Raw genomic sequence first — 23,787 nt, 5'->3', positions numbered from 1 at the left:
ACGACGCCGGAACGATCCTCGATCTCCGAGTTCTCCACAGGGCTTCGATGTCCGCCCCGGCTTTCGCCTAGCCTTCCAGCATGTCCTTCCACGATGCCGCCGTGACCGTCGTGCACGTGCTGCTGGCGGGGGTGGGGCTGTGGCTCATCGTCATCGACGCCCGCACCCATCGGCTTCCCCATCGCATCGTGCTGCCCGCACTCGGAGCACTCGTCCTGCTGGTGGCCGTCGAGGCCCTCGCCACGGGAGACGCCGGCAGAATGCTCCGCGCGCTGCTGGGCGGGCTCGCGCTCGGCATCTTCTATGCGGCCATGCATCTGGGCTCGCGGCAGGGAATGGGAGGCGGCGATGTGAAGCTCGCCGCGGTGATCGGAGTGGTGCTGGCCTGGCACGGCTGGTGGACCCTGCTGATCGGAGCGGCGGCCGCCTTCGTGCTCGGGGCCGTGTTCGCGCTCGTGCTGATGCTGATGCGACGTGCGACCCGGTCCACGCGCATCGCGTTCGGCCCCTGGATGATCCTCGGAGCGGCCCTCGCCATCGTCGGGAGCTGAGAGCGGGCGACCGCCCTCCGGCGACGGGCGAGTCTCGCGCCGCCGCGCCGGCGGAGGACTAGGGTGAGCACATGGCAATCGCACGACTTCACGGCGGCCCGCTCGACGGGCAGATCATCCCGCTCGACAGCGCGGAGCAGGACTCCCTGATCCTGCCTTACAGCGAGACGCAGCTGACGTATCGACGGGAGGGCGACGCGGCGAACACGGGCGCGCACGACGGGCCCACCGAGGTCGCCTTCCGCTTCATCGAATCCGAGGACGACATCTCGCCCAGTGCGGATCAGGACCGCGACGACGACCGGTGACCGCGCGACCCGCGGCATCCGAACCGCAGCGCACCGTCGAGGTCGAGCGCAAGTACGACGCCGACGCCGACACGCCCCTGCCGGACTGGGAGGGCGTTCCCGGTGTGCGCGCGGTGAGCGAAGGGGAGCCGCGCGAGCTCGACGCCACCTACCTCGACACCGCGGATGCCGCGCTGGCCAGGCAGGGAGTGGCGCTGCGTCGCCGCACCGGCGGCCCCGACGCCGGCTGGCACATCAAGGGCCCGAGGCGAGGTGACGGCCGCCTGGAGCTCGGCTGGCCGCTGGACGACGACGGTCGGATGCCGGATGCCGTCGCGCGCACGGTCTCGCAGTGGACCGCAGCGGAGCTGCATCCGCTCGCCCGCATCGAGAACTCCCGCACGGCATACCGCCTGCAGGGCGAGATGGGGATGATCGCCGAGTTCGTCGACGATCGTGTGCGCGCCACCGACCTGCGCAGCGGGAACCGGCGCGAATGGCGCGAGTGGGAGATGGAGCTGGGCCCCGTGGCACCCGCTGGTGCGGACGGTCGTGAGGAGTTCTTCGCCGCCGTCGAACGGGCGGTGCGGGCGGTAGGCGGACGCCCGCCGTCGTCGGGATCCAAGCTCGCCCGCGCACTCGGACTCTGACCCGGCACTCTCAGAGACGGGCGCCATGCGCAAGGCCCTTCCGCGGGGAATCCCGCGGGTGGTTGAGTGAGCACATGAGCCGCACCGTTCAGCTCCGGTCCCTGCAGACACTGGTCCCCGAGATCCCGCTGGAGCAGGAGGCGGTGCGCGATGTCTTCGCCGGCCAGCCGGAGCTCGGCAGACTCGCCCGACGGATCGTCTCGGCCTCGTTCGACGGATCGGGGATCGAGCGGCGGCACACCGTGCTGGACGAACTCGATCTGAGCACCGAGGCGTCGTCGGCGCTGTTCTACGACCGGGCGAGCGGGAACCTGCTCGCCCCCGGCACGAAGACGCGCAACGACATCTACATCCGGGAGGCGGACCGGCTGTTCGTCGAGGCGGCCCGGCGCGTGCTGGACGCCGATCCCGACCTCACGGCCGCGGACGTGACCCACATCGTGACCGTCTCCTGCACGGGCTTCCACGCCCCCGGGCCGGACTACGCGATCGTGCGCGCCCTCGGCATGCCCGACGGGGTGCAGCGCTACCACCTCGGCTTCATGGGCTGCTACGCCGCGATGCCCGCGCTGCGCGCCGCCCGGCAGTTCTGCCTGGCGGATCCGGACGCGGTGGTGCTCGTCGCCAGCGTAGAGCTGTGCACGCTGCACCTGCGCTCGTCCGAGGATCCCGACACGATCGTCGCCTCATCGCTGTTCTCCGACGGCGCGGCGGCGTGCCTGGTGACGGCGCGCACGTTCGACGAGCAGACACCGGCGTTCGCCCTCGACCGGTTCCACACCGCGATCGCACCGGACGGCGAGCAGGACATGGCGTGGACCATCGGCGACAGCGGCTTCGAGATGGTGCTCTCCACGGCGGTGCCGCAGATCATCGGCGAGAGCATCCACACCGCTCTGCGACCGCTCTGGCAGGACGAGCCCGAGCTGGGCGAGGCGTTCGACGACGGCCGCATCGGCGATCCCGTGGCGCACTGGGCCATCCATCCCGGCGGGCGCAGCATCCTCGATCGGGTGCAGGACCGCCTGAGGCTGAGCGACGCCCAGCTGCACCCGGCGCGCGAGATCCTGCGGCAGTACGGCAACATGTCCAGCGCCACCGTGCTGTTCGTGCTCCGCAGCATCCTCGAGGACGCGCAGACGCGACCCGGGGAGCGGGTGGCAGCCATGGCCTTCGGGCCCGGCCTCACGGCCGAGAGCGCCCTGCTCACCGTGCTGGCGCCCGGGAATGCTTCCTGATCTCACCGTCCGCGCGGTCGGCGCCCGCGAGCTGATGGACGATCCCGACGCCGATCAGCGGATGCTGGAGCGCACCTACGCGCGCTTCTCGGTCGTCAACCGGATCGTCTCTCCGTGGCACGGCGAGTACCGGCGCGAGATCCGGCCGCGGGCGCGTCGGGGAGTGCTGCGCGTGCTGGATGTCGGCGCGGGCGCCGCCGATCTCACGCGAGCGCTGGCCGTGCGGCTGCGCAGGGACGGGATCGCGGCGTCGGTGACCGCGCTCGACGCCGATCCGCGGGCGGTGGACTGGGCGCGGGCCCACGACGACGGCGTCGGACTGCGCTGCGTCCGCGCGATGACCGGTGATCTCGTCGGAGAGGGGGAGCGCTTCGACGTCGTGCTGTCCAACCACCTGCTGCACCATCTGACCGACGACGAGCTGCAGGCGCTGCTCGGCGATTCGGAACGGCTGCTCGCGCCCGGCGGGATCGCGCTGCATCACGACATCGCCCGGGGACGCGCCGCGTACGCCCTCTTCGCCGCGGCGACCCGGCCGTTCGCGGCGAACCTGCTGGAGGGCTCGTTCATCCGAGAGGACGGGCTCACCAGCATCCGCCGCTCCCGCACGGCGGGCGAGCTCGCCGCGCTTGCTCCGGCCGGATGGTCGGTGCGCCGCGGGATGCCTGCCCGTCTGACGCTGCGCCGGGAGGCCCCGGATGCCGCGGCATGACGCGGTCATCGTCGGGGCGGGCCCGGTGGGCCTGCTGCTGGGCTGCCTGCTCACCCAGCGCGGGTGGGACGTCGTCGTCTGCGAGCGCAGAGCGGATGCCGATCCGCGCACCAGGGCGATCGGCATCCATCCTCCCGGTCTGGAGGCGCTGGGCGCCGTCGGACTGGAGGCGGCGGTGCGCGCCGAGGCACTGGCCCTGGAGGGCGGCGACGTGCGCAGCATGCGGCGCACGGTCGCGTCGCTGGACTTCACGCCCGAACGGCCCGTGCTGATCCTGCCGCAGCGCCGCACCGGCGCTCTGCTGCGTGCGCGGCTGCTCGATCTCTCGGCGGGCGCCCTGCTCACCGGTGCCACCGCGACCGGCCTTCGGGAGATGGGCGACGAGGTCCGCGTGAGCGTCGATGCGGCGGGGGAGCCGCGCGAGCTCAGCGCATCCCTCGTCGTGATCGCGGACGGCGTGCGCAGCCACCTGCGGGAGGGCCTCGGTCTCGGCTGGCGCCGCCGCACCGGCGGCGCGCGCTACGCGATGCTCGACGTCGACGACGCCTCCGCCGGTACCCGGGCCGTGCTGCACTGCGAGCCGGGCGGGCTGGTCGAGTCCTTCCCGCTGCCGGCGGGCCGGCGTCGGTGGGTGGTGCGCCAGGCCGGCGCGACCCCGGACGCCTCGTCGTTCGGCGCCGAGATCACCGCCCGCACCGGCATCCGGCCCCTGCTCCCCGCCGAGGCGAGGCCCGCCGTGTTCACGGCGTCTCAGCACACGGCGCGCCGCATCGTTCAGGGCAGGACCGTGCTGCTCGGAGACGCCGCGCACGAGATCAGCCCGATCGGGGGACAGGGCATGAACCTCGGCTGGCTCGACGCATTGCGGCTTTCCGAGGTGCTCGACCTCCGCGGCGGGTGCCCCGATCTCCGGGCGTACCAGCGCAGGGCGCGACGCGCCGCGCGACGCGCTCAGCACCGCTCCGCGTTCTACATGGCGATGGGGGCGCCGGCCTCAGCCCCGGTCGTGCGCGGCAGAGAGGCGGCGATGCGGATGCTCGCCGCGCCGCTCCTGCGCGAACGGACGACGGGCATGATCACCATGGCGAGCCTCTGACGCGACACTCCTCGCGCCGACGTCGAGGCCCCCGCCGATGCGCTGATCCGCGCACCGGACGGGGGCCTCGAGAAAGCGCGGGGACTCACATGTTGATCATGTGACCGGCCAGGCCGTGGAAGGCCTCCTGCAGCGCCTCCGACAGGGTCGGGTGGGTGTGCACGTTGCGCGCCGCCTCGAGCGCGGTCAGGTCCCACTTCTGCGCCAGGGTGAGCTCGGGCAGCAACTCCGAGACGTCCGGGCCGATCAGGTGACCGCCGATGAGCTCGAGGTGCTCGGCGTCGGCGATGAGCTTGACGAAGCCGACGGGCTCGCCCAGGCCGTTCGCCTTGCCGTTCGCGCTGAACGGGAACTTCGCGACCTTGATCTCGCGTCCCTCGGCGCGGGCCTGCTCCTCGGTGAGGCCGAAGCTGGCCACCTGCGGCTGGCAGAAGGTCGCACGCGGCATCATCCGGTAGTCGCCCAGCGTCTGGGTCTCGGCGCCGGCGATGGTCTCGGCGGCGACGACGGCCTGCGCCTCGGCGACGTGCGCCAGCTGCAGCTTCGCGGTGACATCGCCGATGGCGTAGATGCCCTCGACATTCGTGCGCATGCGGTCGTCGATGTCGATCGCACCGCGCTCGGTGAGCTTCACACCGGTCTTGTCGAGCCCGAAGCCCTCGATGTTCGGGGCGAAGCCGACCGACATGAGCACCTTGCCCGCATCGAGCTCGCCGGCCTTGCCGTCACGGGTCTCGTAGGTGATGTGCACGGAGGAGCCGTTGTCGGTCACGGTCTTGACCGCGGTGGAGGTGAGGATGTCGACGCCGAGCTTCTTGTACTGACGCTGGATCTCCTTGGAGACCTCGGCGTCCTCGTTCGGCAGGGCACGGTCGAGGAACTCGATGATCGTGACCTTCACGCCGTAGTTCACCAGGACGTAGGCGAACTCCATGCCGATGGCGCCGGCGCCGACGATCGCGATCGACTCGGGCAGCTCGCGGCTGAGGATCTGCTCCTCGTAGGTGACCACGTTGTCGCTGAGCTGCACACCGGGGAGCAGGCGCACGGTGGAGCCGGTGGCGATGATCGCGTTGTCGAACGTGACCTCCTCGGTCGTGCCGTCCGCCTTCGCCACCGAGATCGTCTTGGGGCCGGTGAAGGTTCCGCGACCCTCGTACTCGGTCACCTTGTTCTTCTTCATCAGGAAGTGGATGCCCTTGACGTGGGTCTCCGAGACCTTGCGGCTGCGGTCGAACGCCGCGCCGAAGTCGAAGTGCACGTCACCCGAGATGCCGAAGAACTCGGCCTTGTGGGTGAAGGTGTGCGCGATCTCCGCGTTCTTCAGGAGTGACTTGGAGGGGATGCATCCGACGTTCAGACACACACCGCCCCAGTACTTCTCCTCGATGATCGCGGTGGAAAGACCGAGCTGGGCGCTGCGGACGGCGGCGACGTATCCGCCAGGGCCCGCGCCGAGGATGACGACATCGTAGTGTGGCATGCCTCCAGCCTATCCTCTGCGTCGTGCCCCGCGCCGTGGGGAGAGGGCGGGATCGCGGCGCAAGACGATGCAGATCGCCCTCCCGGGCACCCGATCCCATCAGCTAGGCTGGAGGACCGGAGGAGGGAGACCCGTGACAGACGACAGCACGATCGGCGCCGGAGGCGCGATCCACCGCAACGGCGAGCTGCGACACGACGCCACGCAGACGTTCGGCCACGAGTCGGACCTCTCCTTCGTGCCGTTCGGCGCCGACCTGACCGAGGCCGAGAGCGCGGCCATCGCCGCACTTCCGGCCGGCTCCGCACTGCTGCTGGTGCGGGCAGGGGCGCTTGCGGGCGCCCGCTACCTGCTCGACGCCGACGTGACGACCGTCGGCCGCCACCCGGAGGCCGACATCTTCTTCGACGATGTCACGGTGTCGCGCCGCCACGCCGAGATCACCCGATCCGGCTCGGCGTTCGAGATCATCGACCAGCGCTCGCTCAACGGCACCTACGTGAACGGCGAGCGGGTGGACCGCAGCGAGCTGGGCAACGGATACGAGCTGCGCATCGGCAAGTTCCGGATGAACTTCTTCGCATCCCCGATCGACCTCGCGGCGGCGACCGACTGATGGCGGCGGCCGGCGCCGCCCGGGAGCGCTCTGCGCCCACGGGCCTTCTCAGCATCGGCCAGGTTCTGGCTCGCCTCACCCCGGAGTTCCCTCAGCTCACCTCGAGCAAGCTGCGCTTCCTCGAGGTGCAGGGCATCGTGACGCCCTCGCGCACCGAGTCGGGCTACCGCAAGTTCTCGGCATCCGACGTCGAGCGGCTGCGCACCGCGCTCGCGCTGCAGCGCGACCACTACCTGCCTCTCAGCGTGATCCGCGAACAGCTGGACGACGCGCAGGCCAAGGGCGCCGCCTGGGGTGACATCGTGCCGCGCTCGATCGCCCCGCAGGCGCGTCGTCATCGGCGCGAGGAGCTCCTCGCCCGCACCGGCGCCACGCCGCAGCTGCTGAACGATGCGATCAGCGCCGGACTCGTCGTCGCCGCCGACACGTACACCGACCAGGTGTCCTCGCTGCTCTCCGGTCTGGTGACGCTGGCGCGTCACGGCATCGAGCCGCGCCATCTGCGCAGCCTGCGTCAGAACGCGGAGCGCGAGGCCGCACTGATCGAATCGGCGCTGTCGACGCTGCTGCGCCGGACGGATGCCGCATCCCGCGGCCGCGCCGCCGAGCTCGCCCCCGAACTGGCCACGCACATCGACGAGGTGCGCAGCCTGATGGTGCGGCAGGCGCTGGATCGCGCCCTTTCGTAACGAACCGGTTGCGACACACCCTGCCCGCCGGGCGGATGTCGTTGCCGCACCGCGGGTGCTGCTCTAGCGTTGACATGACCCCTCAGAGAGGAATGACGTATGAATGCGGAAGAGCTGGCTGGCGACCCGCGGTTCGTGACCGAACTCCTCTTCACCGATGGCCTTCCGGCCATGGACGACGAGGTCGGCTACCGCGGCGCCGTCGCCGCACGCGCGGCCGGCATCACGTACCGGCAGCTGGACTACTGGGCGCGGACCGAACTGGTCGTCCCGACGGTGCGCGGCGCCTCGGGGTCGGGATCGCAGCGTCTGTACGGCTTCCGCGACATCCTGGTCCTCAAGCTCGTTAAGCGCCTGCTCGACACCGGCATCTCCCTGCAGCAGATCCGCACCGCCGTCGATCAGCTGCGTGCGGCGGGCATCCGTGATCTGGCGGGTACCACGCTGATGAGCGACGGCGCCTCCGTCTACCTGTGCACCTCGAACGACGAGGTCATCGACCTGGTCAGCCGCGGTCAGGGCGTGTTCGGCATCGCCGTGGGCAAGGTCCTGCGCGAGGTCGAGTCGACGCTCGTCGAATTCGATCCCACCGCTCCGGACCCGGTCGACGAGCTCGCCGCCCGCCGGTCCAAGCGCACCGCCTGATCCGCACGGCCGAGACGAGCAGACGCACTCCCGAGGGAGTGCGTCTCGCGTTTCCGGAGAGGGTCAGGCCTGTGCGCCGGTGTCCGGCACGGGCACGCGTCCGGTGCGGATGATGCGGTCCAGCAGGGAATCGAAGTCGGCGGCCAGCTCCTGCGCGGAGTCGCCGGGCCAGATGTGCAGGGGCTTGGCCGCACCCTGCGCCTGCTGCAGCGAGGTGCGCTCGGGCAGCTGGGGTGCCAGCACCAGCGGGCCGAACATGTCGCGCAGCTCCTTGATGCGGAACTGATGCTCGATGGACTGCGGGCGCACGCGGTTCACGACGATGCCGAGGGGCTGCAGGCGGGGGGAGAGGCCGCGGCGGATCTCCTCGATCGCGCGCAGTGCACGGTCGGCGGCGGCGACCGAGAACAGACCGGGCTCGGTGACCACCATGACGCGGTCGCTGGCGGCCCAGGCCGTGCGGGTGAGGGCGTTGAGAGAGGGGGCGCAGTCGATGAGCACGAGGTCGTACTCGCCCTCGACGGTCGCGAGCGCCTCTTCCAGCTTCCACACGTCGCGCACGCTCGGATGCGGGCCGTCGAAGTTGATCGCGGACGGGCTGCCGATGAGCAGATCGATGGTGCCGGGGTGCACCTTCGCCCAGCCGCTGGTGGTGATCGCCTGACGGACGATCTTCTCCTTCGGGTTCTCGAGCACGTCGGCGATGTTCAGCCTGCCGGCGATCTGGATGTCCATGCCGGTGGAGACGTCCGACTGCGGGTCGAGGTCGACCACGAGAGTGCGGATGCCGCGGGCGAAGGCCGCCGACGCGAGACCGAGGGTGACGGTCGTCTTGCCGACGCCTCCTTTGAGGGAGCTGACGCTGAGTACGTGCACGTCGTACACGTTACCGTGCCGTAGTCTGAGGGGACACTCAGCCCCCGCTCCTCGCGCGCCCGCTGGCGCGCGTCGACCTCTGAAGAGGTGTGCATGTTCCAGAAGATACTGGTGGCCAACCGAGGCGAGATCGCGATCCGAGCGTTCCGCGCGGCGTATGAGGTGGGGGCGCGCACCGTCGCCGTCTTTCCGTACGAGGACCGAGGGTCACTGCACCGGCTGAAGGCCGACGAGGCCTATGAGATCGGTGAGCGCGGGCATCCCGTGCAGGCGTATCTGGACGTCGACGAGATCATCAAGGTCGCGCTCGACTCCGGCGCCGACGCCATCTACCCGGGATACGGGTTCCTTTCCGAGAACCCCGAGCTGGCGGAGAAGGCCGCCGCCGCGGGCATCACGTTCATCGGCCCGCCCGCCCAGGTCCTGGAGATGGCGGGGAACAAGGTCGAGGCCAAGCGTCATGCGATCGAGGCGGGCGTGCCCGTGCTGCGCTCCACCGAGGCGTCGGACGATGTGGAGGCGCTCGTCGCACAGGCCGACGACATCGGCTTCCCGCTCTTCGCGAAGGCCGTCGCCGGCGGCGGCGGGCGCGGCATGCGCCGCGTGGAGACGAAGGACGAGCTCGCCCCCGCGCTCGCCGAGGCGATGCGGGAGGCGGGCGCGGCGTTCGGCGACGCGCGCATGTTCCTCGAGCAGGCGGTGCTGCGCCCCCGTCACATCGAGGTGCAGATCCTCGCAGACGGCCAGGGGAGCACCGTCCACCTGTTCGAGCGGGACTGCTCCGTGCAGCGCCGCCATCAGAAGGTCATCGAGATCGCCCCCGCGCCCAACCTCGACGACGACACCCGTGATGCGCTGCATCGGCACGCGATCGCCTTCGCCCGCTCCATCGGATATCAGAACGCCGGAACCGTGGAGTTCCTCCTCGAGACGGCGGGCCCGCGCGCGGGCGAGGTCGTCTTCATCGAGATGAACCCCCGCATCCAGGTCGAGCACACCGTGACCGAAGAGGTGACCGATGTCGACCTCGTCCGCGCCCAGATGCAGATCGCGGACGGCGCGACCCTCGCCGAGCTCGACCTCGAGCAGGCGGACATCCGCCTGCGCGGAGCCGCGCTGCAGTGCCGGATCACGACCGAGGACCCCACGCAGGGCTTCCGCCCCGACACGGGCAAGATCACCACGTACCGCTCACCGGGCGGCGCGGGCATCCGCCTGGACGGCGGCACCACCGCGGCCGGCTCGCAGATCAGTCCGTACTTCGACTCGATGCTCTCCAAGCTCACCTGCCGCGGACGCTCGTTCAGCAGTGCGGTCTCCCGCGCGCGGCGCGCGCTGGCGGAGTTCCGCATCCGCGGCGTCTCGACGAACATCCCGTTCCTCCAGGCGGTGCTCGACGATCCCTCGTTCGAGGCAGGCGACCTCTCCACCTCTTTCATCGACGAGCGCCCCGAGCTGCTGCGCGGACGCGTGTCGAAGGACCGCGGCTCGAAGGTGCTGCGCTGGCTGGTCGATGTCACCGTCAACAAGCCGCACGGTGAGAATCCTCTGGCGCTGGCACCCGCCCACAAACTGCCCTCGCTCGATCTGACGGCGCCGGCGCCCTCGGGAAGCCGGCAGCGACTTCAGGAGCTCGGTCCCGCCGGCTTCGCCGCCGAGCTCCGGGATCAGAAGGCCCTCGCCGTCACCGAGACGACCTTCCGCGATGCGCATCAGTCGCTGCTCGCCACCCGTGTTCGCACCCGTGACCTGGTCGCCGTGGCGCCGTACGTCGCGCGCATGACGCCGCAGCTGCTGTCGGTGGAGGCGTGGGGCGGCGCGACGTACGACGTCGCCCTGCGCTTTCTGGGTGAGGACCCGTGGGAGCGGCTGGCGGCGCTTCGCACCGCCCTGCCGAACGTCAGCATCCAGATGCTGCTGCGCGGGCGCAACACGGTCGGATACACGCCGTACCCCACCGAGGTGACCGACGCCTTCGTGCGCGAGGCCGCCGAGACCGGGGTCGACATCTTCCGCATCTTCGACGCCCTGAACGACGTGTCGCAGATGCGTCCGGCCATCGACGCGGTGCTGGGCACCGGAACCGCCGTCGCCGAGGCAGCGCTGTGCTACACCGGCGATCTGCTCAACCCGGCCGAGAGCCTGTACACGCTGGACTACTACCTGCGCCTCGCCGAGCAGATCGTCGACGCCGGCGCGCATGTGATCGGCATCAAGGACATGGCCGGCCTCCTGCGGCCGGCAGCGGCCGCGAGGCTCGTCACCGCCCTGCGCGAGCGCTTCGACCAGCCGGTGCACGTGCACACGCACGACACGGCCGGCGGACAGCTGGCGACGCTGCTGGCCGCGAGCGCGGCCGGGGCGGACGCCGTCGACGTGGCCTCGGCGCCGATGTCCGGCACCACCAGTCAGCCGTCCCTCTCGGCTCTCGTCGCCGCGCTGGCTCACACCGAGCGCGACACCGGGATCGATCTGCAGGCGGCGTCCGACCTCGAGCCGTACTGGGAGGCGATGCGCCACCTGTACCGTCCGTTCGAGTCGGGGCTGCCCAGCCCGACCGGTCGCGTGTACCACCACGAGATCCCGGGAGGCCAGCTCTCGAACCTGCGCCAGCAGGCCATCGCGCTGGGCCTCGCCGACGACTTCGAGCTGATCGAGGACATGTACGCGGCGGCGAACGACATCCTCGGACGCGTGCCGAAGGTGACGCCCTCGTCGAAGGTGGTGGGCGACCTGGCGCTGCATCTCGCGGCGGTCAAGGCCGACCCGGCCGACTTCGCCGCCAACCCCGAGCGATACGACATCCCCGACTCCGTCGTCGGCTTCATGGCGGGCGAGCTCGGCGACCTGCCCGGGGGGTGGCCGGAGCCGTTCCGCACCAAGGTGCTCGCCGGCCGGACGGTGAAGAACGGGGTCACTCCGATCAGCGCCGAACAGCACGCCGCCCTGGAGGGCACCTCGGCGGAGCGCCGGGGGATGCTCAACGAGCTGCTCTTCCCGGCACCGACGAAGACCTTCCGGCAGAATCGCGAGGAGTACGGCGACCTGTCCGTGCTCGACACGGCGGACTACCTGTACGGTCTGGTGCCCGGTGCCGAGCACGCGGTCGAGATCGAGCGCGGCGTTCGCCTGTACGTGGGCCTGGAGGCGATCGGGGAGGCCGATCCGAAGGGCATGCGCACGGTCATGACGACGCTGAACGGGCAGCTCCGGCCCGTCTCGGTGCGCGACAGGTCGATCGCCGTCGACGTCCACGAGGTCGAGAAGGCCGACACCTCCAAGCCCGGTCAGATCGCCGCTCCGTTCTCGGGCGCGGTCACCCTGAAGGTCGAAGAGGGGACGGTCGTGCGCGCCGGCGACCCGGTCGCATCGATCGAGGCGATGAAGATGGAGGCGGCCATCACGACCCCGGTCGCGGGCGTCGTCGAGCGGCTCGCGATCGGCTCCGCGCAGCAGGTCGACGCCGGTGATCTTTTGGTCGTCGTGCGCCCCGAGCACTAACCTTGGGCGGGCGCACCCGCGCCCGAGCTTGGAGTGAACCGTGACGCCGAAGAACACCGTCGATCCCGACGACGACGATTCGCTGGGCGTGCTCGATGACACCGCGTCATCGGACATGTCCGCGATCGGGCTGCTCGGCGGCACCGCGCAGGTGAATGTGGTGCTGCCCTCGGGCGGCGAGGACGACGACCTCGTCGACGAGGGCGTGGTTGAGGGCGAGATCGTCTCGGAGCTCGTCATCGACACGTCCGCGGTGGCCGACGAGGACACCGTCGCGCGCATCCGGCAGGAGTCGCCCGAGATCGTCATCGAGTTGCCGGCCGAGGACCTGCCCGCGGCGGCAGCGGAGTCACCCGATGAAGCCGCCGTGGTGGAGGCCGAGGTCGTCGCCGACGAGGCTCCTCGGGGCGCGACCGCGGAGCAGCCCGCCGGTGCGGACCCTGCACAGCCGTCGGCGCCGGCTGTGAAGCCGGAGGCGGGCACGGAAGCGGATGCCGCGGCGAAGCCCCGCACCCCACCGGCGCGCAAGGCGGGAACGCGCAAGGCCCCCGCCCGGAAGAGGCCCGCGGCCGTCGCGGAGCCCGGGTCCCCGGCGTCCGAGGGGGCTGCGGACTCGGCGCACGGCGCCGGCGACGCGCCCGCCGCCGCTGCAGCCGGAACCGCCGCGCAGCCTGCGAAGGTCGACGCACCGGTCCGGCCGCAGGCGGTGGATCACGACGAGACCGCGTCGCGCCCATCCGAGCGGGCTCCGGCGGACGGGGCAGGATCGACCGCCGCCGACCCGGTCGCCGGACCGACGGAGACCGGGTCGGCACCGGGCGACGACGGGCAGAAGCCCGCTGCCGGCTCCGTCGTCGAATCGTCCGGGCTCTCGCACCTGGAGTCGGCCATCGCGGCGGCCAAGGCCGAGCTCCGCGAGGCCATGTCCCCGACGCGCCCGAAGCCGCAGAACGAACCCCGGCCGGAGACCGCCGGGACCGCAGAGGAGAACCCACCCGTGGCGACCGACGACCGCGCCCCCGAGGCGCGCACCGCTGCCGAGAGCGCTCGTCCGATGTCCGAGACGGCTCTGCCCACCGAGGTGGTGCTGACCTCCCGGCGGTTGGACGATCTGGGAGACGGCGGGCGGGAGAGCGCGGATCTGCTCACCGCCGACCGGCTGCTCGACCCGTCGCGCGTGAGCCGGCCGGAACCCGAGGGCACCTGGAGCCACCTGCTGTACTCCGTCTCCGGCGGCCGCATCAACATCGGCGACGGCCGCAAGGCACGAGCCCGCAAGGCGCTCAGCGCGCGGATCGCGACGCCGATGCCGGGCACGGCCCGCTTCGTGCCCGTGCTGTCCCGCAAGGGCGGCGTCGGCAAGACGACCGTCACCGCGCTGCTGGGCATGGCTCTCGCCGATGCCCGTGACGACCGCGTGATCGCCGTGGACGCCAATCCGGACCGCGGAACCCTCGCCGAGCGCGTCGTCGGCGGCCACTCGAAGTCCGTGCGCGACCTGGTGCGCGCGCAGCACGAGATCCGTGGATTCCACGACATCTCGGCGATCGTCGCCCGCGACGAGACGCGACTCGACGTGCTGGCCTCCGACGCCGATCCGCGCATCTCCGAGGCCTTCGGCGACGCGGACTACCGCGACGTGGCCTCCGTGGCCGCGCAGTACTACTCCCTCGTGCTCACCGACTCCGGCACCGGCATCGTGCACTCCGTCATGGGCGCGACGCTCGATCTCGCCGATCAGATCGTGATCGTCTCGGGCCTCAGCGTCGACGAGGCGCGGCTGGCGTCGGAGACCATCACCTGGCTCGAGACCAACGGCCACGCCGCTCTCGCCCGCGAGGCGATCGTCGTGCTGAACCAGTCCACGCCCGGCGCGCCGCTGGTGCGCCTGAGCGAGCTCGAAGCGCACTTCTCGACGCGTTCGCAGCACGTGCTGCGCATTCCGTACGACGCGCAGATCGCGGGAGGCGGACCGATCGACTTCGGCAGTCTTCAACCCGAGACCCGGCGGGCGGCGCGCGAGATCGCCGCGGTGCTCGTCGAGGGCCTGCGCGCGAAGGCCGCGTGATGAGCGTCCGCGAGATCCGGCTCTACGGCGACCCCGTGCTGCGCACGGCGTGCGCGCCGATCGGTGCGATCGACGACGGCGTGCGCGCTCTGATCGCCGATCTGCTCGACACGGTCGCCCTGCCCGGCCGCGCCGGCGTCGCGGCGAATCAGATCGGCGTGGCGCTGCGCGCGTTCAGCTACAACATCGACGGCGACATCGGCTACGTGATCAACCCCGTCCTCACCGAGGTGCGCGGCGATCCCGTTCCCACCGGAGAGGGATGTCTCTCCGTCCCCGGACTCTGGCATGACGCTCCGCGCCACCCGTGGGCGCGCGTGGAGGGCATCGACCTGGACGGCGACCCCGTGATCCTCGAAGGGGAGGGGCTGCTCGCGCAGGCGCTCCAGCACGAGACCGACCACCTCGACGGCACGGTGTACCTGAGCCGGCTAGAGGGGGAGACCCGCAGGCTCGCGATGCGTCAGGTGCGCGAGAGCGACTGGTTCTGACGACCGAAGCGCGTCGTCAGCCCAGAGGCGTCGTGGTGGTGTGCACGGGCGCGTCGTAGATCGCGGCGATCTCGTCGGCGAAGTCCTGCAGGATCACGTTGCGCTTGATCGACATCTTCGGGGTGAGGTGCCCGCTGGCCTCTGTCCACTCGATCGGCAGGATCGTGAACTTGCGGATCGACTCCGCGCGCGAGACGGTCTTGTTCGCCCGGTCGATCTCGCGCTGCACCTCTTCGCGAACGGCTTCGTGCCGGCTGGCGTCGGCCAGCGACATGTCGGCCGGCAGGCCGTTGTTCGCCAGCCAGGTCGGAAGCATCTCGGGATCCAGGGTCACGAGCGCCGAGATGAACGGCTTCTGATCGCCGACGACGACCACCTGGCCGACGATCGGGTTGGAGCGGATCGGATCCTCGAGCCCGGCCGGTGCGACGTTCTTACCGCCGGCGGTGACGATGATCTCCTTCTTGCGGCCGGTGATCGTGAGGAAGCCCTCGGAGTCGAAGCTGCCGATGTCGCCGGTGCGGAACCAGCCGTCCTCGAAGGCCGCGGCGGTCGCCTCGGGGTTGTTCCAGTACTCCTTGAAGACGTTGATGCCCTTGACCTCGATCTCGCCGTCGTCGGCCAGCCGCACGCCGACGCCGGGAAGGGCGGGTCCGACCGTGCCGATCTTCGACTTGTCGGCGAGGTTCACCGTGGCGGGGGCGGTGGTCTCGGTCAGGCCGTAGCCCTCGAGGATCACGACGCCGAGGCTGTGGAAGAAGTGCCCGAGACGCGAGCCCAGCGGGGCCGAGCCGGAGACGGCGTAGGCGACCTTGCCGCCCATCGCCTGGCGCAGCTTGCCGTAGACCAGTTTGTCGAACAGCGCGAACTTCAGGCGCAGGCCGAACGGCACCTTCCTGCCCTCCTCGAGCAGGGTGGAGTGCTCGATCGCGGCGGCGGCCGCGGCGCGGAAGATCTTGCCCTTGCCACCCGCCTCGGCCTTCTGCTCAGCGGAGTTGTAGACCTTCTCGAACACGCGCGGCACCGCGAGGAGGAAGGTGGGCTGGAAGGAGCCCAGTGCCGGCAGCAGCTGCTTCGTGTCGGGCTGGTGACCGGTGCGGACGCCGGCGTGGATGGCGAGCACCGAGATGAAGCGGGCGAAGACGTGCGCGGTGGTGATGAACAGCAGGGTGGAAGCCCCGGGCATCGAGACCACGGCGTCCAGTGCCTTGGCGGAGTTGCGGGAGAGCTCGACGAAGTTGCTGTGGGTGAGCACGCAGCCCTTCGGGCGACCGGTGGATCCCGAGGTGTAGATGAGCGTCGCGATGTCCGACCCGACGGCGATGCTGCGGCGGCGCTCGATCTCGGCGTCCTCGACGTCGGCGCCCTGGGCCGTGAGCGCGTCGATGGCTCCGAGGTGCAGCTGCCAGACCTCGCGGATGAGGGGCAGATCGCCGCGGACCTCGTCCACGCGGGCGAAGTGCTCGGTGGACTCCACGATCAGGGCGATCGCCCCGGAGTCCTCCATGATCCACTGGATCTGCGCGGGGGAGCTGGTCTCGTAGACGGGGACCATCACGGCACCGGCGTAGAAGAGGGCGAAGTCGATCAGCGTCCATTCGTACGTCGTGCGCGCGATGAAGCCGACCTTGTCGCCCGGCTGGATGCCGGCGGCGACGAACCCCTTCGCCAAGGCGATCACGGCGGTCTCGAAGTCCCTGGCGGAGATGTCGCGCCAGCCGGCGCCCTCGGGCACCGAGAACAGGGCCAGGTCCGGGGTCTGCCGCGCGCGGACGGCCAGCAGATCGGAGGTGTTCGCCTCGGGGTCGGCGGGGACGATCGCGGGGACTTCGAACTGAACCACGGCAGCTCCTTCGGTACCGGATGGACGGGTGTCCTCCGATACTAGGCGATGAGATCGAGTCACGCAGTAGGTGAAACTCGGTCGCGGAAGCGCACTCGGCGCTAGACTTCCAGACGATGTTCTACTGGCTGATGAAGTACGTCGCGATCGGCCCCCTGGTCAAGGCGATCTTCCGTCCCTGGATCGTGGGGCGCGACAACGTGCCCACGGCGGGCGCGGCCATCCTGGCGAGCAACCACCTCTCCTTCGCGGACTCGATCTTCCTGCCGCTGCTGCTCGATCGCCCGATGTCCTTCCTGGCGAAGAGCGACTACTTCACCGGCCGGGGCCTGAAGGGCTGGGCCACGAGGCTCTTCATGAAGGGCACCGGGCAGATCCCCATCGACCGCTCCGGAGGAAAGGCGTCCGAGGCGTCGCTGAACACGGGTCTGCAGATCCTGGGCCGAGGCGACCTGCTCGGCATCTACCCCGAGGGCACCCGCAGCCCCGACGGCAGGCTCTACCGCGGCCGCACCGGGATCGCGCGCATGGCGCTCGAGGCCAAGGTCCCCGTGATCCCCGTCGTCATGGTCGACACCGACACCGCCATGCCCATCGGCCAGAGGATCCCCCGCGTCATGCGGGTCGGCGTCGTCATCGGCGAGCCACTGGACTTCTCGCGCTACGCGGGCATGGAGAACGATCGCTACATCCTGCGCGCCGTCACGGACGAGATCATGATCTCGCTGCAGCGGCTGGGTGCGCAGGAGTACGACGACGTGTACGCATCGACGGTCAAGGACAGACTGCCGGCGGCGGCGTCCCGCCGGCGCTGATCGGCGCCGAGTCGTGCCCGTCACAGCGCGATGGCGGGATGCCGGCGGCCACTAAGCTGGGTGGATGCTCTCCTCGCACCCCGATCTCGACGTGTGGCGATCCCTTCCGATCAAGCAGCAGCCGCAGTGGCAGGACGCCGAGCGGGTGGCCGAGGTCTCCTCGCAGCTCGCCGCACTCCCGCCGCTGGTGTTCGCCGGCGAGGTGGACAATCTCCGCGAGCGCCTGGCGCGCGCGGCATCCGGCAACGCGTTCCTGCTGCAGGGCGGCGACTGCGCCGAGACCTTCGCGGGCGCGACGGCAGATCAGATCCGCAACCGGATCAAGACGGTGCTGCAGATGGCGGTCGTGCTCACCTACGGCGCCTCCATGCCGATCGTGAAGATGGGCCGCATGGCGGGGCAGTTCGCCAAGCCGCGATCCAGCGACACCGAGACGCGCGGCGACGTGACGCTGCCCGCGTACCGGGGCGACATCGTGAACGGGTACGACTTCACCGCCGCGTCTCGTCAGGCGGATCCCGGACGTCTGCTGCAGGGCTATCACACCGCGGCCTCCACGCTGAACCTCATCCGGGCGTTCACGCAGGGCGGCTTCGCGGACCTGCGCGAGGTGCACTCCTGGAACAAGGGTTTCGCGCAGAATCCCGCCAACCAGCGCTACGAGCGCATGGCCGCGGAGATCGACCGCGCCATCAAGTTCATGGAGGCCGCCGGAGCCGATTTCGACGAGCTCAAGCGGGTGGAGTTCTTCACCGGTCACGAGGGTCTGCTGATGGACTACGAGCGGCCCATGACCCGCATCGACTCGCGCACCGACACCCCGTACAACACCTCCGCTCACTTCCTGTGGATCGGGGAGCGCACGCGTGAGCTCGACGGCGCGCACGTGGACTACTTCTCCCGCATCCGCAATCCGATCGGCGTCAAGCTCGGCCCCACGACCACCCCGGACACCGCACTCGCGCTCATCGACATGCTCGACCCCGAGCGCGAGCCGGGCCGTCTCACCTTCATCACGCGGATGGGGGCGGGCAGGATCCGCGACGCGCTGCCCCCGCTGCTGGAGGCGGTCAAGAACGCCGGTGCCACGCCGCTCTGGGTCACCGACCCCATGCACGGTAACGGCATCACGACCTCGACGGGGTACAAGACCCGTCGCTTCGACGACGTCATCGACGAGGTGCGCGGCTTCTTCGAGGCGCACCGCGCCGTGGGCACCTTTCCCGGGGGGATCCACGTGGAGCTCACCGGCGACGACGTCACCGAGTGCCTCGGCGGCTCCGAGCAGATCGGCGAGGACACTCTCGCGACCCGTTACGAGAGCCTCTGCGATCCCCGTCTGAACCACATGCAGAGCCTTGAGCTCGCGTTCCTCGTGGCGGAAGAGCTCGAGAAGCGCTGATCGGCCTCGCGGAGCGGATCAGCCCTTCAGCTGGATCGTCAGCGTGACGGTGCCGCCCTTGGGCAGCGTGCCGCTGTCGGGCTTCTGGTCCACGACCGCGGCCATGTCGGCGAAGCCGGGCAGATCGCCCCACGCCGGGTACTCCGCCCGCAGTCCGGCACCCTCGATCTTCGCCTTCGCCTCCTTGAGGGTCAGGCCCACGACCTTCGGGACGTCGACGGGCTGAGGTCCCTTCGAGACCGTCAGCGACACCGCGTCCCCCGGACGCCAGCTGCCGCCGCCGGGGCGCTCCGTCGCCTGCGCGATCACGCTGCCCTTGGCGACGGTATCGCTCCATTCCTCGTTCCTGTCGCCGATCTTGAGCCGGGCGTCGCCGAGGATCTGCTCGGCATCGGCGAGCGACTTTCCGACCACGCTGGGAACCGGTCCGAGCGAGAGCTGGATCAGCGCGCTGTCCGCCTCGAACACGTCGCAGCCGTCTCCGCACGCGTAGGCCTCCCCGCCGGCGCGGGGAGTGATCCGCACGTTCAGCACGAGGCCCCGGTCGAGCTTGGCGAAGTACTCCTGCACCTCGTCGGACACCTCGACGTTGTTGGCCGTCAGCGTCTCGCGGGCCTCGTCCTCGGTCAGGCCGCTGAGTGTGCCGAGCGTGTGCTGAGCCGGGCCGGAGGAGACGATGAGGGTGACCGTGCTCTCCTTCTCGACGCGCTCACCCGCAGCGGGATCCGAATCGATGACCTCGCCCGCGGGAACCTCGATCGAGCTCTTCGTCGTCGTGGTGGGCTCCAGCCCCTCCGCGGAGACGGCGCTCTCGGCATCCGCCGTGGTCATGCCGGCGACCTGGGGCACCGCGATGAGGGAGCCGGGGCCCGAGCCGAACCACCAGCCCGCGCCTCCTGCGGCGACGGCCAGCAGCATCACGAGGGAGAGGAGCAGTGCGCCGCGTGCGCGCCGGCGGGCGGTTCGCCGCCGAAGCCGCGAGCCGTTGTCGGCCTCGGCCGCCACGGCGACGGTGGGATTGGAGATCACCGGGGTGCCCGGGAGGATCTTGGTGACGGCGCCGGAGTCGTGATCCCCGGACGACGCGGTCGTGGCCGTGGGCACCGGCGTGACGCCGAGCTCCCGCTCGATCTCGCGCAGCCTGTCGAGCATCTCCTGCGCGTTCAGCGGCCGCTCGTCGGGGGACTTGTCGGTGGCCCACAGCACCAGTTCATCGAGCTGCTCGGGCACGCCGGGGTTGCGCACGCTGGGCCGTGGCACCTGCTCCGTCGCGTGCTGGAAGGCGATCTGCATGGGCTGCTCGCCCTTGTAGGGCTGCTCGCCCACGAGCATCTCGTAGAGCATGATCCCGAGCGCGTAGATGTCGCTGCGGGCATCCGCCGTACCGCGGGTGACGAGTTCGGGAGCGAGGTAGGCGATGGTGCCGAGCAGCTGAGCGCCCGTCGCGGTGTTCGCGGTGGTCGCCCGCGCGAGCCCGAAGTCGCCGATCTTGATGCGTCCGTCCTCGGCGAGCAGCACGTTCTCGGGCTTGACGTCGCGGTGCACGATGCCGGCGCGGTGCGCGGCGGCGAGACCCGACAGGATCGCGTCCATGATCGTGATCGTCTGCGCGACCGTGAGGCGCTTCTGCTCCCGCATCAGCTCGCGCAGGGTGATGCCGGGCAGGTACTCCATGACGAGGTAGGCGAGCTCGCCGTCCTGGCCCTGGTCGAAGACGTTGACGACGTGCGGGTCGGCGAGGCGCGCCGCTGAACGCGCCTCCTGGATGAAGCGGCTCTGGAACGCCGAGTCGTCGCTGAGGTGGGCGTGCATCACCTTCAGGGCGATCCGCCGCTCCAGGCGCATGTCCGTCGCGACGTACACGGTCGCCATGCCGCCGCGCGCGATGCGCGCGCGCACCCGGTATCGGCCGTCGACAAGCCGCCCGATGAGAGGGTCGGCCTGCGGAGTGCTCACGGGACGAGTCTATGAAGAACCTGCTGTGAGGCCCGGCAACGGCGCACCCACCCCAGGTTTCGATCCGATGACGACTCGGCCGTCATCGCAGGGTTGCGAGCCAGCGGTTGGCCTGCTGCTCCCACTGGCCGTAGCGGTTCGGGAAGGCCGAGATCTGCACGGCCTGCGCGGCGTCCGTGAACGGGCGGCTCTGCCATCCGGGGATGTCCAGCAGGCCGCGGCTGCTGCCGCCGTTGGGATCCTTCGGTCCGCCGTAGAACACGCGGATGCTGCGGTCGGCGTTCAGGATCTGCTTCGCGGTGCCCCAGCCCTGGCTCGGTCGCTGCTGGAAGAGGCCGAGCGAGTCGCGGTCGCCGTGATCGAGATTGCGCATCGAGGACTCGACCATGGCGGTGGCCAGCGCGATGGCGATGCCGCGGTCGGGCACGCCGAGTTCGCGTCCGACCCGGATGATGTGCACGGCGTGCGCCCGCTGGGTGGCGTCGAGGTTCGCGGAGCGCTGCGCGGGCCCGGCGGGAGCGAGGCGGAGGCTCTGACCCGGATAGATGATGCTGCCGTTGCCCAGTCCGTTGGCGTCCAGGAGCGCGGCCACGGTCGTGCCGTACTTCTTGGCGATCGCGAAGAGCGTGTCTCCGGCGACGACTCGGTGCGAGGTCGGCTTGGCTGTCGCGGCCGCCGGTGCGGGCGCCGACGAGCCGCCGGAGGCGGGCTTCGAAGCCTGCGCCGATGCGCCGATCCTGAGCTTCTGACCGGGATGGATCAGGGCGGTGCGGCCCAGGCCGTTCGCGGCGATCATCTTGGCCACGGTCGTGCCGTAGGCGCGCGCGATGGCGTACACGGTGTCGCCGCGCACCACCGTGTGCGTCTTCGCCGCGGCGGAGGGCGTCGCCGCCGGCTTCGCGGTGGGCTGGGCCGCCGGCTTCGCGGTCGCCGTGAGTCGCAGCGTCTGACCCGGATAGATCACGGAGCGCCAGCCCAGTCCGTTCCAGGAGAGCACGTCGGCAGGGCGCAGCCCGTGGCGGATCGCGATGCCGGAGACGGTGTCTCCGGGCCTGACCACGTACGACGTGGACCTCGCGGTGGCGTGGTGGACGGTCGCGGTCCGCGTCGGAGCGAGCTGCGGCTGCACGCGAGCGGGCATCGGATCCGTGCGCCGGGGCTCAGCGGCTTCAGCGGGTGCCGCGGTCAGCACGGCGGCGAGCGCACCGACGACCGCAGCGGGTGCGGTGACGCGGACGGCCCTGGCGTGAGTGGAGCGAGTATCCATGAGTTTCCCCCTGTCGTGCTCATGACACGCTGACACGGTTGTAAAGAGTTGTCAACAGAAGTTACTGGTGTGACTGATGTTGTTCGGTCGGCGGCCGGAGGCTCGCGGACGGGGAATCGAAGGCTCGCGGATGAGATAGTGGAGGGGTGCCTGAGAACGCCTCTGATCCCTCCGCCTGGCTGACGCTTCCCGAACTGGCCGAGTCGCTCGGCGAGACCACCGGCCGGGTGCGCCGGCTCATCGACGAGCACTACCTGATCGGCTCCCGCCGCAACGGCCCCCTCGCCGTGCCCGCGGTGTTCATCGTGGACGGACGACCGCTCGCATCGCTGCGCGGCACCGTCATCGCCCTGCAGGACGCCGGGTTCGACGACGACGAGGTCATCGACTGGCTGCTCGCCGAGGAGGAGTCTCTGGGACGCACGCCGATCGCCGCGCTGCTCGAGGGCCACAAGAGCGAGGTGCGGCGGGTCGCGCGAGCTCTCGCCTGAGCCTCAGGCGGATCGGCTGATCGCCGCCAGGCCCAGCGCGCGCAGCTCCGCGGTCGCATCCGGAAGGAGATCGGCCGCGTCCAGCGCGGCCTCGGCCTCGGCGGTGTACTGCGCGATCATCCGCTCCAGTTCCCGGGGGGCGCCGGTCCGGCCGATGAGACCCTGCAGCTCGTGCACCGCGGCCGCCGAGAGCCCCGGGTCGCCCAGCGCGGAATCCAGAGCGGTGCGCTCGGGCGCGGACAGCTGCGCCCTGGCGAGGGCGATCAGCGCAGTGCGCTTGCCCTCTCTCAGATCGTCGCCCGCCGGCTTGCCCGTCAGCTCGGGGTCGCCGAAGACGCCGAGCAGGTCGTCGCGAAGCTGGAAGGCCATCCCGACCGGATGTCCGAAGGCGCGCAGATGCGCGAGGAGCGCCGCATCCGCCCCGGCCAGGGTCGCGCCCAGCAGCAGCGGCTCGACGACGCTGTAGCGGGCGGACTTCAAAGACGCCACCCGCAGGGCGCGCTCCAGCAGCGCCTCGGGAGGATGCACGCCCCACGCGGACTCCTCGGCGATGTCGAGCAGCTGCCCGACGGTCACGTCGCGACGCATGCGCGCGTACTCCGCCCGGGTCGCCGCGGCATGCGGATGCCCGACAAGCGCCTCCTCGAGCAGGTCGTCGCTCCAGGCGACGAGCAGGTCGCCGAGGAGCACCGCAGCCGAGCGTCCGAACGCCTCCGCGTCACCGTGCCATCCGGCATCCCGATGCGAGCTCTGCAAGGCGCGGTGTGCGGCCGGACGTCCTCGTCTGGTGTCGGAGTTGTCGATCAGGTCGTCGTGCACGAGCGCGGCGGACTGGAAGATCTCCAGGGCGGCGCACAGTCCCCACAGGGCCTGCCGGTCGGCGCCGGCCGCGGGCGAGGCGGCACTCCAGCCGGCGTGGCAGAACCGCGCGCGCAGCCGTTTGCCGCCGGTGAGAGTCGAACCGGCGGTGTCGATGAATGCGGCGGCGTCGGTCCCGTACTCCTCGCTCTCGGAGCGCATTCTGGCGAGGAAGGCGGTCAGTCGCGAGGCCACGGCGTCGGCAACGGAGGAGGAGAGCACGATTCCCAGCCTAGATGCAGGAAATCGACG

At 70.7% G+C, this 23,787-nt stretch carries 21 protein-coding genes; 15 read left to right on the top strand and 6 right to left on the bottom strand.

Annotated elements, in window-relative coordinates; genetic code table 11:
• Positions 1–80 precede the first annotated feature (80 nt).
• The 6 genes from ACFWHT_RS09635 (at position 81) to ACFWHT_RS09610 (ending at position 4,534) form a co-directional block, all read left to right on the top strand.
• Complete coding sequence (locus ACFWHT_RS09635) at positions 81–551, top strand: prepilin peptidase (RefSeq protein ID WP_378827725.1); 471 nt, start codon at positions 81–83, stop codon at positions 549–551.
• 71 nt (positions 552–622) lie between these two features.
• Positions 623–859: a response regulator gene (locus tag ACFWHT_RS09630; protein ID WP_378827723.1), complete on the top strand. Its 237-nt coding sequence runs from the start codon at positions 623–625 to the stop codon at positions 857–859.
• Positions 856–1,488, top strand: coding sequence for a CYTH domain-containing protein (locus ACFWHT_RS09625; protein WP_378827721.1), 633 nt, complete (start codon positions 856–858; stop codon positions 1,486–1,488). The genes ACFWHT_RS09630 and ACFWHT_RS09625 overlap by 4 nt, the downstream gene beginning before the upstream one ends.
• A 74-nt stretch (positions 1,489–1,562) precedes the next feature.
• The gene (locus ACFWHT_RS09620; protein ID WP_378827720.1) at positions 1,563–2,726 is read left to right on the top strand and encodes a type III polyketide synthase; all 1,164 of its coding nucleotides are present in this window, start codon (positions 1,563–1,565) and stop codon (positions 2,724–2,726) included.
• Positions 2,716–3,438 carry a methyltransferase domain-containing protein gene (locus ACFWHT_RS09615; RefSeq protein WP_378827718.1) on the top strand — a complete coding sequence of 241 codons (723 nt, stop codon included), beginning with the start codon at positions 2,716–2,718 and terminating at the stop codon, positions 3,436–3,438. Before ACFWHT_RS09620 ends, ACFWHT_RS09615 begins: the two co-directional genes overlap by 11 nt.
• Positions 3,425–4,534 (top strand): FAD-dependent oxidoreductase, encoded by a 1,110-nt coding sequence (locus ACFWHT_RS09610; RefSeq protein WP_378827716.1) that lies wholly within the window; start codon positions 3,425–3,427, stop codon positions 4,532–4,534. The genes ACFWHT_RS09615 and ACFWHT_RS09610 overlap by 14 nt, the downstream gene beginning before the upstream one ends.
• A gap of 85 nt (positions 4,535–4,619) precedes the next feature.
• On the opposite strand, the gene lpdA is transcribed toward ACFWHT_RS09610, so the two are convergent.
• Positions 4,620–6,017 carry a dihydrolipoyl dehydrogenase gene (gene lpdA, locus ACFWHT_RS09605; RefSeq protein WP_378827714.1) on the bottom strand — a complete coding sequence of 466 codons (1,398 nt, stop codon included), beginning with the start codon at positions 6,015–6,017 and terminating at the stop codon, positions 4,620–4,622.
• A gap of 151 nt (positions 6,018–6,168) precedes the next feature.
• Between lpdA and ACFWHT_RS09600 the strand changes: the two genes are divergently transcribed.
• The 3 genes from ACFWHT_RS09600 to ACFWHT_RS09590 all read left to right on the top strand — a co-directional run bounded on the left by ACFWHT_RS09600 (position 6,169) and on the right by ACFWHT_RS09590 (position 7,967).
• Positions 6,169–6,633: an FHA domain-containing protein gene (locus ACFWHT_RS09600; RefSeq protein WP_378827972.1), complete on the top strand. Its 465-nt coding sequence runs from the start codon at positions 6,169–6,171 to the stop codon at positions 6,631–6,633.
• A complete protein-coding gene (locus ACFWHT_RS09595) occupies positions 6,633–7,322 on the top strand; it encodes a MerR family transcriptional regulator (protein WP_378827712.1) in 690 nt (229 codons plus the stop codon). The genes ACFWHT_RS09600 and ACFWHT_RS09595 overlap by 1 nt, the downstream gene beginning before the upstream one ends.
• A 99-nt stretch (positions 7,323–7,421) precedes the next feature.
• The gene (locus ACFWHT_RS09590; protein WP_378827710.1) at positions 7,422–7,967 is read left to right on the top strand and encodes a MerR family transcriptional regulator; all 546 of its coding nucleotides are present in this window, start codon (positions 7,422–7,424) and stop codon (positions 7,965–7,967) included.
• 63 nt (positions 7,968–8,030) lie between these two features.
• On the opposite strand, the gene ACFWHT_RS09585 is transcribed toward ACFWHT_RS09590, so the two are convergent.
• Positions 8,031–8,843, bottom strand: coding sequence for a ParA family protein (locus ACFWHT_RS09585; protein WP_378827708.1), 813 nt, complete (start codon positions 8,841–8,843; stop codon positions 8,031–8,033).
• A 93-nt stretch (positions 8,844–8,936) separates the two neighbouring features.
• On the opposite strand from ACFWHT_RS09585, the gene ACFWHT_RS09580 reads away from it, so the two are divergent.
• The 3 genes from ACFWHT_RS09580 to ACFWHT_RS09570 are packed head-to-tail and all read left to right on the top strand — an operon-like array spanning position 8,937 to position 14,903.
• Positions 8,937–12,344, top strand: coding sequence for a pyruvate carboxylase (locus ACFWHT_RS09580; protein ID WP_378827706.1), 3,408 nt, complete (start codon positions 8,937–8,939; stop codon positions 12,342–12,344).
• A gap of 40 nt (positions 12,345–12,384) precedes the next feature.
• A complete protein-coding gene (locus tag ACFWHT_RS09575; protein WP_378827705.1) occupies positions 12,385–14,412 on the top strand; it encodes a MinD/ParA family protein in 2,028 nt (675 codons plus the stop codon).
• Complete coding sequence (locus ACFWHT_RS09570) at positions 14,412–14,903, top strand: peptide deformylase (protein ID WP_378827704.1); 492 nt, start codon at positions 14,412–14,414, stop codon at positions 14,901–14,903. Before ACFWHT_RS09575 ends, ACFWHT_RS09570 begins: the two co-directional genes overlap by 1 nt.
• A 16-nt stretch (positions 14,904–14,919) precedes the next feature.
• Here ACFWHT_RS09570 and ACFWHT_RS09565 read toward each other — a convergent pair whose 3' ends face one another.
• Positions 14,920–16,746 carry an AMP-dependent synthetase/ligase gene (locus ACFWHT_RS09565; protein WP_378827703.1) on the bottom strand — a complete coding sequence of 609 codons (1,827 nt, stop codon included), beginning with the start codon at positions 16,744–16,746 and terminating at the stop codon, positions 14,920–14,922.
• Positions 16,747–16,862: 116 nt separating this feature from the next.
• On the opposite strand from ACFWHT_RS09565, the gene ACFWHT_RS09560 reads away from it, so the two are divergent.
• Together ACFWHT_RS09560 and ACFWHT_RS09555 are read left to right on the top strand one after the other, a co-directional pair.
• On the top strand, positions 16,863–17,561 hold the full coding sequence (locus ACFWHT_RS09560; protein ID WP_378827701.1) for a lysophospholipid acyltransferase family protein: 699 nt from the start codon (positions 16,863–16,865) through the stop codon (positions 17,559–17,561).
• Positions 17,562–17,625: 64 nt separating this feature from the next.
• Entirely contained in the window at positions 17,626–18,963 is a 1,338-nt protein-coding gene (locus ACFWHT_RS09555) for a class II 3-deoxy-7-phosphoheptulonate synthase (RefSeq protein ID WP_378827700.1), read from the top strand.
• 18 nt (positions 18,964–18,981) lie between these two features.
• On the opposite strand, the gene pknB is transcribed toward ACFWHT_RS09555, so the two are convergent.
• Both pknB and ACFWHT_RS09545 read right to left on the bottom strand, forming a co-directional pair.
• Positions 18,982–20,919, bottom strand: coding sequence for a Stk1 family PASTA domain-containing Ser/Thr kinase (pknB, locus tag ACFWHT_RS09550; protein WP_378827698.1), 1,938 nt, complete (start codon positions 20,917–20,919; stop codon positions 18,982–18,984).
• An 82-nt stretch (positions 20,920–21,001) separates the two neighbouring features.
• The gene (locus tag ACFWHT_RS09545) at positions 21,002–22,186 is read right to left on the bottom strand and encodes a LysM peptidoglycan-binding domain-containing protein (RefSeq protein WP_378827696.1); all 1,185 of its coding nucleotides are present in this window, start codon (positions 22,184–22,186) and stop codon (positions 21,002–21,004) included.
• Between the two features lie 146 nt (positions 22,187–22,332).
• On the opposite strand from ACFWHT_RS09545, the gene ACFWHT_RS09540 reads away from it, so the two are divergent.
• Complete coding sequence (locus ACFWHT_RS09540) at positions 22,333–22,677, top strand: Rv2175c family DNA-binding protein (RefSeq protein WP_378827694.1); 345 nt, start codon at positions 22,333–22,335, stop codon at positions 22,675–22,677.
• A 3-nt stretch (positions 22,678–22,680) separates the two neighbouring features.
• On the opposite strand, the gene ACFWHT_RS09535 is transcribed toward ACFWHT_RS09540, so the two are convergent.
• Positions 22,681–23,760 carry a polyprenyl synthetase family protein gene (locus tag ACFWHT_RS09535; RefSeq protein WP_378827970.1) on the bottom strand — a complete coding sequence of 360 codons (1,080 nt, stop codon included), beginning with the start codon at positions 23,758–23,760 and terminating at the stop codon, positions 22,681–22,683.
• Positions 23,761–23,787: the final 27 nt, after the last annotated feature.

This window comes from Microbacterium sp. NPDC058342 (assembly GCF_042723935.1).
GTDB lineage: Bacteria > Actinomycetota > Actinomycetes > Actinomycetales > Microbacteriaceae > Microbacterium.
Note: the sequence above shows the minus strand (reverse complement) of the source record. Positions and strands in the feature narration are given on the sequence as shown.